Genomic DNA, 16,068 nt, shown 5'->3' with positions numbered 1-16,068 from the left:
GGGACGGCGAGCAGTTGCGCGCCGCAGTAAAGTCTCGTTTACCAGATGCGGAACCAACCCCGCACCAAGAAGTCCCACAGGTCGTGCAGGTACACGTAGCCGATCGGCTCTTCGCCGCAGTGGACCTTGGCAATCGCCTCGGTTCCCACCTTGGGGTCTTCGCCATGGATAACTCCGCGAAGCCGCTCGAGCTCGCCCGGTTCGAAAGCCACCCGCAGCAGCACGGTGTTGCCCTCTTCGCCGCGAGCTTCGGCGGTGGTCTCAATCATCTGTACGTAGCCCGTGAACAAAACGGCGGGCTGCGTTGCCAAGTAAAAAGTGACTTTGAGTTTCTCGCCGGCCTTTTGACTCGCTTCCCACGCCTCCGCCACGTGCCGCATCCGCGTTTCGGGCATCAGCACTTCGAGGTACCAGTCGCCCGATAGCTCGGCGATTTCGAGCATCTGCTGTCCGCGCGAGATGGGCCGATTGGGAAGCTGCTCGATCTGACTTTTGCCCGTAATCACCCGGCCCGAAATGGGACTGGTGACCTGTAGCATTTTGATTTGCTCCTCGCGTTTGGCGATCAGCGCCTCGGCGTTCGTGCGCTGAATGCGCAGTTCGCTCCGCTTGAGCGATAGTTCGTTCTGCTCGGCGGTGGTTAGCTGCTCACCCGCCTTGCGGAACGAGGCAGTGATCTGTTCGTCGATCTCCGACAGTTGGCCCCGCAGGCGAACGAGTTCCTGATCGAGGTCCAGGCTTTTCATCTCGACCAGCAGGTCGCCGGCGTTGACCGCCTGGTTGTAGCCAACGTGAATGTCGCTGATTTCGCCATCGATGCGGGCGTAAACGCCCTTGAGCGTCACCGGTTTGAGGCTGCCATCGCCTTCGAGATTGAATGGCACGCGGTAATACACCGCGGCGACGATCGCCGCCGCCACGGCCGAAGTGATCGCCAGCGTCTTCCATTTGGTCCGGCCGCGAAACAGCGAAGTCGCCTTGCCCAGCGTTTTCCACACGGGCATCAGGAACAGGCTGTTGTGCTCCAGGGCGTTGGCGATGGCCGTCGCGCTGTGCGTCCGAACCACTTCCACGCGCTGGGTGAAACCTTCGGACGGCGTGGTGTCGACCATCTGCTCGACAATCAGCGCGCCGATCACTTCGCGGCGCTTCCGCTCGTTCGGTACGCCCTCCTGAGCATCGCGGTCGGGCTTGAACAGGGGCAGGATCGCCATGCTCTTGGTGTGCGACTCGTCGACGTACGCGTCGAGCGTCTTCTCGACCTGGGGCGCCAGGTTCGAAGTGTCGCCCGTGTACCACACGTCCTCGGCGGTCTTGGTCACGGCGCGGGCAACGCGATTGAGCAGCGAGACGACGTTCGAGCGTTTGTCGAACGTATCCTGGCCACTCACCGCTTCGACCGTGCAGCGCGAACCACGCTGGATGGCCACGCTCACGCGGTCGCAACCGATGAGCCGGCGACCTTCGTTCGCAATGGTGTAGGCCGCTTCCCGAACGTCGAGCGTCTCGTGGGCGGTGCGGGTGAACGATTCGAGCTGTTCCCACAGGCCCTGCTTCTCCGCCAAGTGGCGAAGGCGACGACCACGGAGGAACTCGCCGGCGAGGTCGCAGGTCTGTTGCAAAAACCGCAGGTAGCCCCGCTGCGTGGCGGGACGCGAACCCGGGCGCTGGAACACCTCGACCACGCCCTGGGGGCCTTGGTCGTTGTGCACGGGCACCATCACTAATAAGTAGTCCGTGGCGTTGGCCGCGGCGTGCTCGTCGCCATCGCTGGTGCCAGCAGACGATCCCGAATGCGGCGCGACCAACAGGCCTTCGTCGGATGCTAGCGTCCGTTGCAGCAGCCGGCCGTGCTGTTCCTGGCCAATCGGGTTGTCGACCAGGCCGGTGCTGCGGAGATTGATTTGATAGGTGAGCTGCATGCCCCCCGAGGTCACGGTCCACACCGCCCCGCCGACGGCGGCCAGAGCGGCGACTACTTTATTGAGGAACTCCTCGTAGAACTGCTCGATCGTGGTGTCGGTCCGCGACAGCTCGGCGATCTGCTGGACGATGGTCTGGATTTCGCGCTTGGCGCGTTGAACATCTTCCGGATCGACCGACACGGACGACTCGCTGGAACGGGGCGCGTTGGAATATTCAGTGCTCACAGACTTCTTAATGTACTCGCCCGGTGCGGATTTAGGCGTGTTTAGGTAGCGCGGAGGAGGCGGATTTTTGCTGGCACCCGCTGGCAATCGTCAGGACCGGCAGCCTCGTTACGTCCGATTCGAACGAAAGCGTGGTAACTGACTGGACTCGCCGGGTCCATAGGTGATATTATTACGGATTGTATTTTTTCTGGCGGCAGCGGTAGAGGCCAATTGTGGGCCGACGCCAGCACGCCACCACTTTGCGGAGGTCCTCCCGACAGCGGAGGAAACCAAAGGCGTTTATGTCGAAGCAAAAAGAAGAGGCCCTGGAAGTCGAGGGCACCGTCACCCAAGCTCTCGCCAACACGCGTTTTCGCGTGGAAATCGAGGGTGGACACCTGGTGACCGCTCACGTGGCTGGTCGCATGCGGAAGCACTTTATTCGTATCGTGCCTGGCGACAAAGTCCGCGTCGAGCTTTCTCCCTATGACCTGACCAAGGGTCGCATTACCTACCGCGAACGCTAAGAGTCGTTCGCTCCGCGTCGGTTGCCCTGAAAAGTATAGGGCTAGGTTGCTCAGCGGTTCGCCGCCGGTTGCTCGATCGGAGTGCTGCGCCTTGGGGTACCCCGCTAGCCCCTTTTCCAAGCCTCCTTTTCTACTAAGCCGAGCGATATGCCTGCCCCCCTCTGCGGCGGGTGGCATTGGCCAGGCCCCCACTGGCAGATTGTGCTATCGCTAGAATTCGGCCAAATTGTCAAAACCCCAACCCGCCCGAGCGGGTAGTAAGGGTTAGTGGCAGCCGACCCGTTCGGCTTGCCGACCCGTAACCGCAACCGTGGCGTACACTTAGGGACGTCGTCAGGCGGGCCGTGGAATACCACGCGCCAGCTTCGACCCCGCTAGTTCGCCATCTTTCCATTTCTCAGCGATACAGGAGCACACCGTGCAAAAGTTTGTCCGCTTCCGGCCTTTCAGCGCGCTAGCCTGCGGCCTCGTGGCCTTGGCCGCCGGCGCCATGGGCAGCACCGCCTCGGCCCAAGAAGCCCCCTCGGGCGAAATGAAGCCCGTGGCCATCATTGCCGCCACGAACTACGACGAGATCCTGGCCGACGTCGACTACCTGGGCCAGTTTGGTGGCCAGGTGAAGGCCGGCCAGCAGCTCAACAACATGCTGATGCTGTTCACCCAGAACAAGGGCCTCGAAGGGCTCGACAAGAGCAAGCCTTGGGGTGCCATCATTCAGACCGACGGCTTCCAGTTCGTGCCGCTGGTTTGCCTGCCCGTCACCGACCTCGAGCCGCTGCTCGGCCTGATGGAAGTGTTCGGCATGAGCACCTCGGACGCCGGCGATGGCGTCACCGAAATCGAAATCCCCAACCAGAGCTTGTTCGTTAAGCAGTCGGGCAACTGGGCATACGTGGCTCAGGCCGCCGAGATGCTCGAGAACCTGCCTGCCGATCCAGGCGCAACGTTCGCCAAGATGACCACCGACCACGACGTGGCTGTGACCGTCATGGTGGAAAACGTCCCCGAGATGTACCGCTCGATCGCGATTGAGCAGCTCCGTGCCGGCGCCGAGCAGGAACTGCAGCAGAAAGAAGACGAGACGGACGAAGCGTTCGCCGCTCGCAAGGAAATGACCGAGGCGAGCATTGAGCAGATTGCCCAGTTCATCAACGAATTGGACGAAATGTTCATCGGCTTCAACACCGACACCGAGGGTGGCAACGTCCTGCTCGACCTCGCCTACAGCGCCCAGCCCGGCACCGAGTTGGCCAAGGGCATCGACGTTTACAAGAGCGCCAGCACTCAGTTCGCAGGGTTCCTGAAGGACGGGGCTGCCATGCAGTTCAACCTGTCGGTCACTTCGCCTCCCGAGTTGTTGGAGAAGTACCGTAAGCAGACCGAGGGCCAGCTCAAGTCGCTGCGTCAGCAGATGATGACCGCCATCGACCAAGAAGCCGACCTGCCCAATGAGGAAGCTCGCGAAACGGTGAAGGCCGCCGCGAACGACCTGATGGACGTGTTCGAAGCCACTGCCCTGGGCGGAAAGATGGACACCGCCGGTTACGCCAACTTTGCCGACGGCAAAGCGGTGGCCGTCGCTGGTGGCTACGCCAAGGACACCGCCAAGGTCGAGGCAGCCTTGAAGAAGCTGGCCGCTTTGGTCGAAGACGATCCCGAGTTCCCCGGTGTGAAGTGGAACGCCGATAAGCACGGCGGTGCCGCAATTCACACGATGGCGATCCCCGTTCCCGACCACGAAGAAGAAGCTCGCGAACTGTTCGGCGAGACGCTCGACGTGGCCGTTGGTCTGGCTGCCGACAAGCTTTACGTGGCGGCTGGTGCCGACTGCGTGAGCGCCATGAAGCAGGCCATCGACGCCTCGGGCAGCTCGCCCTCGGCCGTGAAGCCAATGCAGCTATCGTTCGCCCTGACCCCGATCCTGAAGATGGCCGTGGCGACCGATCCCAAGCCTGAAAGCGAAGCCATGCTGGAAGCCCTGACGACCAAGGGCGAAGGAATGGATTCAGCCCACATGACCATCGAGGCGGTGGACGGCCAGCTCCGCACCCGCATCGAAATCGAGAAGGGTGTGCTCGAGGCCATTGGTGCTGCAGCGATGGAAGCCCGTCGCCAAGGTGCCGCGGCCGGTTTCTAGCCCGCTAGAACCGACGCCACTGTGAACCTTCCGAGCGGTGCCGGGCTCTCCTCCAGGAGTCCGGCACCGCTTTTTTGTTGCGCGGGCCCTGGTTTCCCGCTCGCCGTTGGTTTACGGTTGGCGATTGCCGGGCCAGCTGGCTCGGCAGCTTCCTTCACCGATACGAATGCCAAGTTCGATGACTCCCCTGCTCCACCAAATCGCCGACCTGTCTATCCCCAAACTCGCCAGCCAGTTCGGCACGCCGCTTTACGTGTACGATGCGAAGGTGATCGTCGAACGGATCGGCCACCTGGCGTCGTTCGACGTGACGCGGTACGCCCAGAAGGCTTGCTCGAACATCGCCATCCTCGACCTCGCGCGACGTAACAATGTGGTTGTCGATGCGGTGAGTGCCGGCGAGATTCATCGCGCGCTGGCGGCAGGTTACAAGCCGGGCTTCGACGATCCCCCACAGATCGTTTACACGGCTGATATCTTCGACCGCGAGACGCTCGACATGGTGGTCGACCTCGACATCCCGGTGAACTGCGGTTCGCCCGACATGATTTCGCAATATGGCGAGCGGGCCCCGGGCAAAACCATCACGCTGCGAATCAATCCAGGCTTTGGTCATGGGCACAGCCAGAAGACCAACACAGGTGGCGAGCAATCGAAGCACGGCATCTGGCACCAGCAGATCGAAGAATGCATCGAGCGGACCGCGGAGCATAAGGTGACGATTGCTGGTTTGCACATGCACATCGGCTCGGGAACCGACATGGAACATCTGAGCCAAGTGAGCGCGGCGATGGAACGCGCGGCGCTTGCCGTTGGTTCGAGCATCACGAGCATCAGCGCCGGCGGTGGTTTGCCAACGCCTTATCGCGATGGCGACGACCTGGTGGACATCGCCGCGTACTTCGAACAATGGGACGCCACCCGCGGACGACTGGCCCAGCAGTTCGGTCACCACGTGTCGCTGGAGATCGAGCCTGGGCGTTACTTGGCGGCCGAGAGTGGTTATTTGATCGCCGAGGTGCGTGCGGTCAAGCAGATGGGTGGCAACGTTTATTACTTGCTCGACGCGGGCTTTAACAACCTCGCTCGACCGATCATGTACGGCTCGTACCACCCGATGTCCGTGTGCCCCGCGAATGGCGACACCGAGCGGCCCGACCGCCAAGTGGTGGTGGGTGGTCCGCTATGCGAGTCGGGCGACATCTTCACGCAGGAAGACGGCGGCTTCGTCAGCAGCCGCTCGCTGCCCGACGCCAAGATTGGCGACTTCGTCGTGATCGGCTGCGCCGGAGCGTACGGCTACACGATGTCGAGCAATTACAACTCGAAGCCGCTATGTGCCGAGGTGCTGATCCAAGACGGCCAAGCCCAACTGATTCGCGAACGGCAATCGCTGGAGGATTTGACGCGGCTGGAGCGGATACCCTAAGCGAAAGGCAAGTTGTATGCAGAGTGAGCCCGTCAACGAAAGCGAACGTGAGGCAATTCTCCGAGGCCTGGCAGAACTCGATGCCGGCTTGGCACGGCCGTTAGAAGAGTTCGATGCTGAGTTCGGCAAGCGTCACGGTATCTTGATCGACCAGGATGTCGATGGCCCTCAAAGCTCCGATTCCTGAGCAGACCCTCGCATATCTGGGCAAACTGTAAGCATCGTGCGGGTAAGGCATCACTCGCAGGGGATTTAGCGGGGGCGAAAGGCTTGAAGCGCGCTTAGGCCTCGGTTAGGTTGGATGAGTTAAGTTCACCCTACTTCTCCATTCCCCGTAGTACCCCTTTCATGCCCGCTCTCGATACCGCGATTCGTCAGGGTGATTGCATCGAGCTGATGCGCGAGATGCCGACTGGGTCGATTGATCTGGCGTTCGCCGATCCGCCGTTCAACATTGGGTACGAGTACGACACCTACCACGACGAGCACGCCGACGAGGACTACCTGGAATGGTCGCGGGGTTGGATGGAAGAGATTCATCGCATCCTCAAACCCAATGGCACCTTCTGGCTGGCGATTGGCGACGAGTACGCGGCGGACCTCAAGGTGATCGCCGATCGGCAGATTGGTTTCACGACGCGTAGCTGGGTGATCTGGTACTACACGTTCGGCGTGAACTGCAAACGCAAGTTCAGCCGGTCGCACGTCCATCTGTTCCACTTCGTCAAAGACCCCGACCAGTTCACGTTCAACGCCGACGACCCGGCCGTGCGCATTCCGTCGGCGCGGGCGCTCGTGTATGGCGATAAGCGGGCGAATCCCAAGGGACGCCTGCCGGACGACACTTGGATCTTGCGTCCGCAAGACTTCCAATCCGACCGTTATGGCTTCGACGCGATCGACGACACGTGGTACTTCGCACGCGTCGCCGGGACGTTCAAGGAACGCCAAGGCTTCCACGGCTGCCAGATGCCCGAACAACTGCTCGGCCGCATTCTGCGCGTGAGTTCGAATCCGGGTGACACGGTGTTCGATCCCTTCACGGGGAGTGGAACGACGCTCGCCGTTGCGAAGAAGCTGGGACGCAAGTTCCTGGGCACCGAACTGTCCGAAGAATACGTTCGCTACGCTAGCGAGCGACTCGACTCGGTGAAGGAGCATGACACGCTCGATGGCCCCGCCGACGCGATCGCCAGCGCACCAACGACCGCGAATGGTCGCCGGCTGAAAGACCAACCGCTGCTGCCGACGTTCGACATTGCCGATTTCGTCGCGCCCGAACCGGTCGACGAACCGCTGACGGAAGAGATCGTTGACGAAATCGTGGTCGATGAAGACGTGGTCGATCAGGACACGATCGACACCGAAATCGACGCCGCCGAGTCGGTCACACAAGCCCCTGCCGCCCCCGAGGCGAAGCCCCTGGGACCGGTGAAGATCAACCTTCGAAAGCTGCAGCGCGTCGCGGTTGGCAAGGCGTTTCTCGCGGCGTCGGGTGGCCAGTCGGTCGACCGATTGCTCGCCAACCCCGAGTTGCAAACCGCGTTTCACGCAGAGTGCGAAGCAGCGGGCCTGTTGGGCAATGGCGAGATTTGGAACCACGAGCTCGTACGGCTTCGCAAGTCGGGCAAACTCCCCAAGCAGCCCAAGACGAAGCTCGCAGCCGTAACCGCGGCTGAACTCGACCAGTATCAGTTCGCTGCTGAGATTGCGTGGCAGCTGACGAGTGAGAAGTTCGGCATCGAGTCGATCGACGAGCTGTTCATCTCGCCCGAAAAGGGAGCGTTCTTCGACCGCCTCGCCGAACGCTACGCACCCGGCTTCACCGCCGCCCAGTACCGCTGGGCCGCCATCGACTTTCGCAAGAGTCGCCACACGTTGGCAGAAGAAGCCAAGGCGTACGACTACGTGTTCCGCACCCGCAACTTCGGCAGTCCCAAGAAGCTGTCGGTTCGCGGTGCGGCAAAGCTTAATGGCGTAGCAGGCGTGTACTTGCTCACCGGCGCGGGGAAAGCACCGCTGTTCGTTGGCGAAGCGATGGACCTCGGCGCCCGCTTGGCAACGCACGCCACCGCACCGGCGACGAAGTCCAAAATCGTCGGCTACGCGGTGATTCTTGAAGAGGACTTGCCGAGCGCGGAGTACCGAGCCCCGCTGAAGGTCGATCTCACGCGGCGGCATTCGCCGGCGTGGAATTTGAAGTAGGTGCTAGACCTTCCGCACCGGCTTCAAGGGACATGCTACCAACAAGCAGAATGCCCCCTTATTCTTTCAATGAAACCGGTTTCACATCCACACTTCATACGTCGGAGTGAGCAATGGCGATAGCACTAAGTTGGAAAGCGGGATTCGCTGTAGTTGCAACGCTATTCGCCGGCTGGACAGTGACTCACTTGGCCGCGCGCAACGAAGCAATGCAACTTGCAAAGGAATATGGACATGTCCGAAAGGGGGCAATCAATGCTCCAGAGGTGCGGATAATGACTGCCGAAGGGGCCGAGTACCTAGTTCCGGCTCTCGCTCACGTTCCAGATTTGTACAAAGTCAGCATTTATTCGGTCCCGTTAACACCAGACCAGCTTGCCGAGATTAGCAAACTCCGTCACGTAGATACCCTAACCATCGGAGCCGAACTAACGGATGACGATGTCGCTCTGCTATCTAAGATGACGTGGGTCGAAGACCTTGATCTGAGCTACAATCCTCTCACCGACAAGTCCTTGGAGTACATCGGAAAAATGAAGGATTTGAAGGCGCTACGTTTGGCACAAACTAAAATTGATGGAAATGGGCTCGGGCAGTTGCAGGACCTACCACACCTTCGCAAGCTTCACCTTTCCGGCACCAAGATAGATGACAAAGCACTGGACGAGTTAGCCAAGATCACTTCCATCGAAGAAATCTCTTTAACGAATACTGCGGTCAGCGCTGAAGGGTTGATGAAACTAACCTCCCTGCATCGACTGAGACTGCTTGCTTTCCCCGAAGAACAAGTATTTGGCGACTCTTCTCATGATAATTTAACTCAGTTCAAGGAGGCTAAGTGGAAGTTCATTGCTGAATTCAATGAACTTAAGCGTCAACGATATGACGCAGCGGTTGCCGATGGTTTAGACGTACCAGATCAGTTTGTGAGCCCCTTTCCAGAAAAGCGATTGGAGTAGTTGGCTAATTGAGTTAGCTCAACACTTTCGGACAGTGCCGCCAGCATGAATGTTAGATAGACCAGTTGGCTGCCGGGCTTTAGGTGACCCATCTCGTTACGCCAGCGTCCGCTTCGCGCTGTCCACGCAGCTTGCCAGCCCGTCTAAGAATCGATCAACTGACGCCCTCTCGTTCTGATCCTCACGAGGTTCGGGATGAGGAAACTTGCTTGCGCTGCCGTTCCAGTTTCTGCACCAACTGCCCACATGCGGCTTCGATATCGGCGCCCATCGAGTAGCGGATGGTCGTGGTGAGGCCGGCGGACTTCAACGAGTTGGCGAACGCGTCGCGGACTTCGCGTGAGCTGCCGGTGAGGTGGGGGGCTCCCTCGATCGCGTTATACGGAATCAAGTTGACGTGAACGCGGAGGCCATCGAGGAACTCGGCCAGCTCGGCTGCGTCTTCGAGCGAGTCGTTCACGCTGGCGAGCATTAGGTACTCGACCATCACGGTCGATGGCTGGATGGAATTGAGCTCGACGATCGTTCGGCGGAGCTCGCCCAAAGGGTATTTGCGGGCGAGGGGGATGATCTGCTCGCGGACCTCTTGGCGTACCGAGTGCAAGCTGATGGCGATGTTCACGCTGGGGTACCGCCGGCCGCAGCGGAGCATGGCCTCGGGGATGCCAACGGTGGAGATGAGAATGCGACTCGCCGGATGGTTGAAACCGCGGCCCGAGATGAGCGTGTCGATCACCTCGTACACGGTCGCCTCGTTGTGGAACGGCTCGCCCATCCCCATGAGGACGATGTTGCGGACCGAGCGATCTTCGCCGCGAATCTGCTCGTTGGCCTGGACGACCTGATCGAGGATCTCACCGGTGGTGAGGTTAGCGTGAAAGCCCATTTTCCCGGTCGCGCAGAAGTCGCAGTTCGCCGCGCAGCCAACTTGGCTCGAAATGCAGAGTGCCGTGCGGCCGGTCCCTGCCCGGAGCAGCACCGATTCGATGCGCTGGTTGTTCTTGGTGACGAACACCAGCTTCGTGGCACCGTCTTCTTGCGAGTCGAGCCGCACGTCGAGCGTGAGGGGGTGAAACTCCACTCGGTCGGCAACTGTGGCCTGAGCCATCGCAGGTAGCTCAGCGATCGCGGCTTCGGCGCCGGCCGACTTCTTCCAGAACGCCGTCCGCAAGCGATGTAGTTGGTGTGGATCGAGAGCCAATTCGCGCCGCAATGAATCAATGCCGGCGGTGTCGTACAGGGAAATCTTCTCACTCATGCCAGCACCCTCTTGTTCGGCTCGCCGGCGATCTCCTGAACGTATCGCGGCACCATGTACCCTGGTAGCTGCGACCGCAGCTCGCGAATGATCTCCAGCCCCTCGGCCACGGAGACTTCGAAATGCTGCGCCCCCGCTACGCGATCGAGCTGGTGCAAATAATAAGGCAGCACGCCCAGCTCGATGAGTCGTTCGCATAGCGCACGCTGCGAGGCGGTGGAGTCGTTCACGCCACGCAGGAGCACGGCTTGGTTGAGAAGCAGCGTGCCTGATGCTTTGAGACGTAGGAGCGCGCCCGCCACTTCGTGGTTGAGTTCGTTCGCGTGGTTGGCATGAACGACCACCACGGTGTTAAGTCGCGTCGAAGCGAGAACCTCGGCGAACCGCGCGGTGACGCGTTCGGGGACGACGATCGGAAGTCGCGTGTGAATGCGAAGACGGCGGACGTGCGGTATCGACTCGATGCCCTGCGTAAGATCGGCGAGCAGCTCGTCGTCGAGCACCAAGGGGTCGCCACCGCTCAGCAGGACTTCTTCGATCGTGGTGTCGGCCGTGATGGCAGCCAGCGCCGACTGCCACTCGCGGGGGCTGGCTGAAGCGGTGCTATACGGATAGTGGCGGCGGAAGCAGTACCGGCAGTTCACGGCGCACGCCCCGGTGAGCACCAGCAGCACCCGGCCCTGGTACTTGTGCAGCACGCCCCGACCGGTCTCGGCGGCCAGGTCGCCGACGGGATCAGAAGTGAATCCGGCGGCCGGTTGATGCTCGTCGGCCACGGGTAGGACTTGCCGGAGCAGCGGGTCGGCGGGGTCGCCCGGGACCATCCGCGAGGCGTAGCTGCGAGGTACCAGCATCGGAAAATCGCCCGCTGCGGCCCCAAGCGACGTGGGAAGCCCCAAATAGTCGCACAGCTCGGCGGGCGACCGAAAGGCAGTGCGCAGTGCATTCCGCCAATCCCCGGTTGCCGAAATCTCGGTTACCAAGACTTCGGGGGGCGGGGTCATGGGAGTGGGGCGGACAGACTGGCGGGGGGAAGTTAGAATGTTGGGCTCTCTTGGGCTGACCGCGACTCGCGGACCGCGTGGCGGTCGGGCGGGACCGAAGCCTCCCAGAATACACCATTTGTTCCCCCACTGAAAACGGAACCCAGCAGTGCCCAGCACGTACAACACGAGCGATTTTCGCAAAGGATTGAAGGTTCAGATCGACGGCACCCCGTACCTGATGGTGGAAATGAACTTCCGCAAGCCGGGCAAAGGGACCGCGCTGTATGAGTGCAAGCTCAAGAACCTGATCCGCAACACCGTGGTAGACCGGACCTACCGAGCTGGCCAGACGCTCGAAGCGGCGGACGTGGTCGAGTTCACGGCCCAGTTCCTGTACAAGCAGATGGACGCCTACGTGTTCATGAACAATATCGACTACGAGCAATACGAGCTGACCGAAGAGCAGGTGGGCGATTACGCCAAGTTCATGAAGGAAGGGCTGGACTGCCAGCTGATCACGTTCAACAACCTGCCGATCGCGGTGACGCCCCCCAATCACGTGGTGCTGAAGGTCGAATACGCCGAGCCAGGTGCCAAGGGCAACACGGCCACCAACGTGCAGAAGCCGGTGAAGCTCGAGACCGGTGGCGAGATCCTAGCCCCCGCATTTATCAACGCGGGCGACTGGATTCGGGTCGACACTCGCACCAGCGAGTACATCGAACGGACGAGCGCCCCCGAGTAGGTTTCGACCCTTGGAGTAACCTTCTTGGAATTGGTGCCAAGATTCTGTTGCGGCTTGCGAATACTAACTCGTAATAACGACTGTCCTCCCCGAAAGGTCGACGCATGGAAACTTGGCTCATTCCGGTATTGGTGATTGGTGGTTTGGTTGCCGTGGTCCTGATTTGGGGCGTGGGCATCTACAACCGGCTGGTGTCGCTTGAGAACCGCTTCGAGAATGCGTTTTCGCAGATCGAGGTGCAGTTGCAGCGGCGGTACGACCTAATCCCCAATCTGGTTGAGATCGCCAAAGGGTACATGTCGCACGAGCGCGAAACGCTCGAGGCGGTGATCACCGCACGCAATCAGGCGGTTGGTAGCTTGAAGGCGGCCGCGGCTCATCCCGGTGCCGCGGGAGCGATGGCCGACTTGGCCGGTGCCGAGCAAGGCCTTTCAGGCGTGCTGGGGCGGCTGTTTGCCGTGGCCGAGGCCTATCCGGACCTCAAGGCCAACCAGAACATGATGCAACTGACCGAGGAGCTCACCGCGACCGAGAACAAGGTGAGCTTCGCAAGGCAGCATTACAACGACGCCGTGATGGAGTACAACACCTACCGCGAATCGTTCCCGCCGATCGTGTTCGCCGGTGTTTTTGGTCATTCGCAGAACGCGGAACTGCTGCGGTTCGATTCGGCAGCCATTGCCACCGCGCCCAAGGTTTCCTTCAACTAGCCACGTAGGACGGGCGCACCCTGCCCTTCCATCGGTGTCGCATGGCCACGAACTTCTTTGAGCGGCAGACCTCCGCGCGCCGCAACACGGTGTGGCTGATTGCCATGTTCGTGGTGGCGACGATCGGCATCGTGGCGACCACGTTTATCGTTGCCGCGATTGCCGTAACTCAGCTCGACAACGGCCACTCGTCCCTCAGCGGCGGAGGTGAGCCTTACCCGTGGGAAATCCCAGTCCTAGCGGCGGGGGGATCGCTCGCCCTGGTGGTAGGCGGCTCGCTGTTCAAGGTCACTGCCCTGCGAATGGGGGGCGGTGCGAGCGTAGCCGATCAGCTTGGTGGTAAACTCGTGCTGTCGAGCGCGACCGGACGCGACGAGCAAAGACTCTTGAACGTGGTCGAAGAAATGGCCATCGCTTCAGGGGTTCCCGTGCCTCCGGTGTACATGATGGAGGAGCCCGGCATCAATGCTTTCGCTGCAGGGTATTCCTCGGGTGACGCGGTGCTGGGTGTCACGCGCGGAGCGGTGCAGCAACTGTCTCGGGAAGAACTTCAAGGCGTTATCGCCCATGAATTCAGCCACGTGCTGAACGGCGACATGCGAATGAGCATTCGCATGATGGGGATCCTCTACGGCATTTTGCTCTTGGGGCTGATGGGGCAGATGCTGTTCCGGAGCATCGCGTTCAGCGGGCGGAGCAGCAACCGCGATCGCAATCAAGGGATATTGGTGATCCTTGCGATTGGCGTCGCGCTGATCGTCATCGGATACTTAGGTACCTTTATCGGCGGGCTGATCAAGGCGGCCATCTCGCGGCAGCGTGAGTACTTGGCCGATGCTTCGGCCGTGCAGTTCACGCGCAACCCTGGTGGCATTGGGGGGGCACTCAAGCGAATTGGCGGAACCGTCTCGGGATCGCGGCTCAAAGCTCCGGCGGCCGGCGAAGCGAGTCATATGTTCTTTGCCCAAGGGGTGTTCGAGGGCTTCAGCGGATTGATGGCAACCCATCCGCCGCTCGCCAAACGCATCCTGGCAATCGAACCGACCTGGGACGGCCAGTATCCGCAAGGCCCCGCCGAGACGACGGGGTACAAAGGTCGCGCGGGCATGTCGGGGCTCGTCGGAGCCACCGACCCCCTGCGTGCCGCGGCGTTGTCTCCAGCCGCAATGATGGTCGACCCCGCCGTCGTCGACGAAGCCATCGAGCAAGTCGGTGCACCGGAGAAAGCACATCGCGACTACGCGGCGCAGTTGCTAGCCGACTTGCCGCCGCAGATCCGCGACGCCGTACGCGAGCCATTCGGTGCCCGAGCGGTGATCTACTGCCTGCTGCTCGATCCTCGAAGCGAAATTCGCCAGAAGCAGATCGCCGCGCTGCGGCAGACAGCCGATCCCGCAGTGCTGAGCGTCGCCAGCCAACTGCAAGCGGCCATTGCCGAGCTCGACCCGCGTGTTCGCGTGCCGGTGGTCGAACTCGCCATGCCCGCGCTGCGGACGCTATCGCGGAGTCAATTCGACGTTTTCTCCAAGTGCCTGAACGCGCTGATCGCTGCGGATAATAGCCTGGGGCTCTTTGAATGGACGCTTGGCCGGATGGTCGATCGGCACCTAGCACCACAATACGAAGGCCACCGCCGTGTGGCGACGCGGTACTATGGGCTGCAGCGGCTTGGCGGTGAGTGTTCGATGCTACTGTCGACCATCGCTCATGTGGGACACAATCCCGAAGCCGCCGAGCTGGCCTTCGCGGCCGCCAAGCCACTGCTGCCCGAGGTGCAACTTCAGTTCCTGAGCCGCGAGGAGTGCGGGCTCCATCAACTGCGTGGGACGCTCGACACCATTGCAACGGCCACCGCGCCGCTGCGTGGTCGTGTGCTCGACGCGTGTGCCGAGGTGATCTGTGCGGACGGCACCGTAAAGCTCGCCGAAGCCGAGCTGCTGCGAGGCATCGCCGACCTGCTCGATTGTCCGATGCCACCGCTGCTCGCCGGCCAATCGGTGGCACCATCGGGAGCGTTTCGGAAGGACCCTTTTCCAGAGAGCCAGTCGTGAGGTTCCTCAAAGAGAGAGCCGAGTTGCTCGCGAAGCTCCGCGCGTTCTTTGTCGCCCGCGGATTCACGGAAGTCTCGACCCCGAGTGTCGACGCCGAGATTATCCCCGAAGCCCACATCGACCCCTACGACGTGCCCGGCTTGGGATTTCTGCAAGCTTCGCCCGAGATGCACCTGAAGCGACTGTTATGCGGTGGAAGCGGGCCGATTTTTGAGGTGGCCAAGTGCTTTCGACGCGGGGAGCGCGGTAGGCTTCACCGCCCCGAGTTCACGATGGTCGAATGGTACCGGCCGGGCGACGACATGCAGACGGGAATGACACTGCTGGATGAACTGCTGCAGCACCTACTTGGTAGCCTTCCGGCACGGCGAACGAGCTATCGCGAAGCGTTCGAGCGAGCATTAGGTATTGATCCTCATACGGCGAAGATTACAGAACTACAGAAGCTCGTCGGCGAAGCGATCGAGGACCGCGACGAACTTCTCAATTGGCTGATCGCGAAGCACGTGGAACCATCGCTAGGCGTTGACGTTCCGGAAATGCTCTACCACTATCCCGCCAGCCAGTCGGCCCTTGCCGCGATCACGACCGACGAACAAGGGACGCGCGTCGCCGAGCGGTTCGAGCTATACTATCAAGGTATGGAACTCGCGAACGGCTACCACGAGCTCACCGATCCGGTAGAGCTTCGCGAGCGGCTTGAAACGGCGAATGCGATTCGAACTGCCGATGGCCGCCCTGCCCTCCCTTTGCCTGAGCAACTGCTCGCTGCGATGACAAGTCCGGGGCTACCTCCGAGTGCGGGGGTCGCGCTGGGGTTTGATCGCGTGGTTATGCTGGCGGTGGGAGCGGAATCGATTGACGAGGTCGTGGTGTAGAGCTAACCACGGAGAGCACAGAGGGCACGGAGTCCGGCTACGAGACGCAAC

At 61.1% G+C, this 16,068-nt stretch carries 13 protein-coding genes; 10 read left to right on the top strand and 3 right to left on the bottom strand.

Annotated elements, in window-relative coordinates:
- Window positions 1-38: 38 nt before the first annotated feature.
- Entirely contained in the window at window positions 39-2,105 is a 2,067-nt protein-coding gene (locus SH292x_RS05045) for a GAF domain-containing protein (RefSeq protein ID WP_442484495.1), read from the bottom strand.
- A 329-nt stretch (window positions 2,106-2,434) separates the two neighbouring features.
- Between SH292x_RS05045 and infA the strand changes: the two genes are divergently transcribed.
- From infA to SH292x_RS05015, 6 genes are all read left to right on the top strand, one after another.
- Complete coding sequence (gene infA / locus SH292x_RS05040) at window positions 2,435-2,659, top strand: translation initiation factor IF-1 (RefSeq protein WP_442484494.1); 225 nt, start codon at window positions 2,435-2,437, stop codon at window positions 2,657-2,659.
- A gap of 418 nt (window positions 2,660-3,077) precedes the next feature.
- Window positions 3,078-4,796, top strand: coding sequence for a hypothetical protein (locus tag SH292x_RS05035; RefSeq protein WP_442484493.1), 1,719 nt, complete (start codon window positions 3,078-3,080; stop codon window positions 4,794-4,796).
- 178 nt (window positions 4,797-4,974) lie between these two features.
- The gene (gene lysA / locus SH292x_RS05030) at window positions 4,975-6,225 is read left to right on the top strand and encodes a diaminopimelate decarboxylase (protein ID WP_442484492.1); all 1,251 of its coding nucleotides are present in this window, start codon (window positions 4,975-4,977) and stop codon (window positions 6,223-6,225) included.
- Window positions 6,226-6,241: 16 nt separating this feature from the next.
- Window positions 6,242-6,412: a hypothetical protein gene (locus SH292x_RS05025; protein ID WP_442484491.1), complete on the top strand. Its 171-nt coding sequence runs from the start codon at window positions 6,242-6,244 to the stop codon at window positions 6,410-6,412.
- A 161-nt stretch (window positions 6,413-6,573) separates the two neighbouring features.
- Window positions 6,574-8,430, top strand: coding sequence for a DNA-methyltransferase (locus SH292x_RS05020; protein WP_442484490.1), 1,857 nt, complete (start codon window positions 6,574-6,576; stop codon window positions 8,428-8,430).
- Window positions 8,431-8,543: 113 nt separating this feature from the next.
- Complete coding sequence (locus SH292x_RS05015) at window positions 8,544-9,389, top strand: leucine-rich repeat domain-containing protein (protein ID WP_442484489.1); 846 nt, start codon at window positions 8,544-8,546, stop codon at window positions 9,387-9,389.
- 181 nt (window positions 9,390-9,570) lie between these two features.
- On the opposite strand, the gene rlmN is transcribed toward SH292x_RS05015, so the two are convergent.
- Together rlmN and epmB are read right to left on the bottom strand one after the other, a co-directional pair.
- Entirely contained in the window at window positions 9,571-10,647 is a 1,077-nt protein-coding gene (gene rlmN / locus SH292x_RS05010; RefSeq protein ID WP_442484488.1) for a 23S rRNA (adenine(2503)-C(2))-methyltransferase RlmN, read from the bottom strand.
- Window positions 10,644-11,651 (bottom strand): EF-P beta-lysylation protein EpmB, encoded by a 1,008-nt coding sequence (gene epmB / locus SH292x_RS05005; RefSeq protein ID WP_442484487.1) that lies wholly within the window; start codon window positions 11,649-11,651, stop codon window positions 10,644-10,646. Before epmB ends, rlmN begins: the two co-directional genes overlap by 4 nt.
- A gap of 148 nt (window positions 11,652-11,799) precedes the next feature.
- Between epmB and efp the strand changes: the two genes are divergently transcribed.
- The 4 genes from efp (at window position 11,800) to epmA (ending at window position 16,017) form a co-directional block, all read left to right on the top strand.
- Window positions 11,800-12,378 (top strand): elongation factor P, encoded by a 579-nt coding sequence (gene efp, locus SH292x_RS05000; RefSeq protein WP_442484486.1) that lies wholly within the window; start codon window positions 11,800-11,802, stop codon window positions 12,376-12,378.
- 104 nt (window positions 12,379-12,482) lie between these two features.
- Window positions 12,483-13,088, top strand: a complete 606-nt coding sequence (locus SH292x_RS04995; protein ID WP_442484485.1) for a LemA family protein — start codon at window positions 12,483-12,485, stop codon at window positions 13,086-13,088.
- Window positions 13,089-13,129: 41 nt separating this feature from the next.
- Window positions 13,130-15,139, top strand: coding sequence for a M48 family metallopeptidase (locus tag SH292x_RS04990; RefSeq protein WP_442484484.1), 2,010 nt, complete (start codon window positions 13,130-13,132; stop codon window positions 15,137-15,139).
- Window positions 15,136-16,017 carry an EF-P lysine aminoacylase EpmA gene (epmA, locus tag SH292x_RS04985; protein ID WP_442484483.1) on the top strand — a complete coding sequence of 294 codons (882 nt, stop codon included), beginning with the start codon at window positions 15,136-15,138 and terminating at the stop codon, window positions 16,015-16,017. Before SH292x_RS04990 ends, epmA begins: the two co-directional genes overlap by 4 nt.
- Window positions 16,018-16,068: the final 51 nt, after the last annotated feature.

The organism is Aeoliella fuhlenseeensis, from assembly GCF_052161615.1.
Classification (GTDB): domain Bacteria; phylum Planctomycetota; class Planctomycetia; order Pirellulales; family Lacipirellulaceae; genus Aeoliella.
Note: the sequence above shows the minus strand (reverse complement) of the source record. Positions and strands in the feature narration are given on the sequence as shown.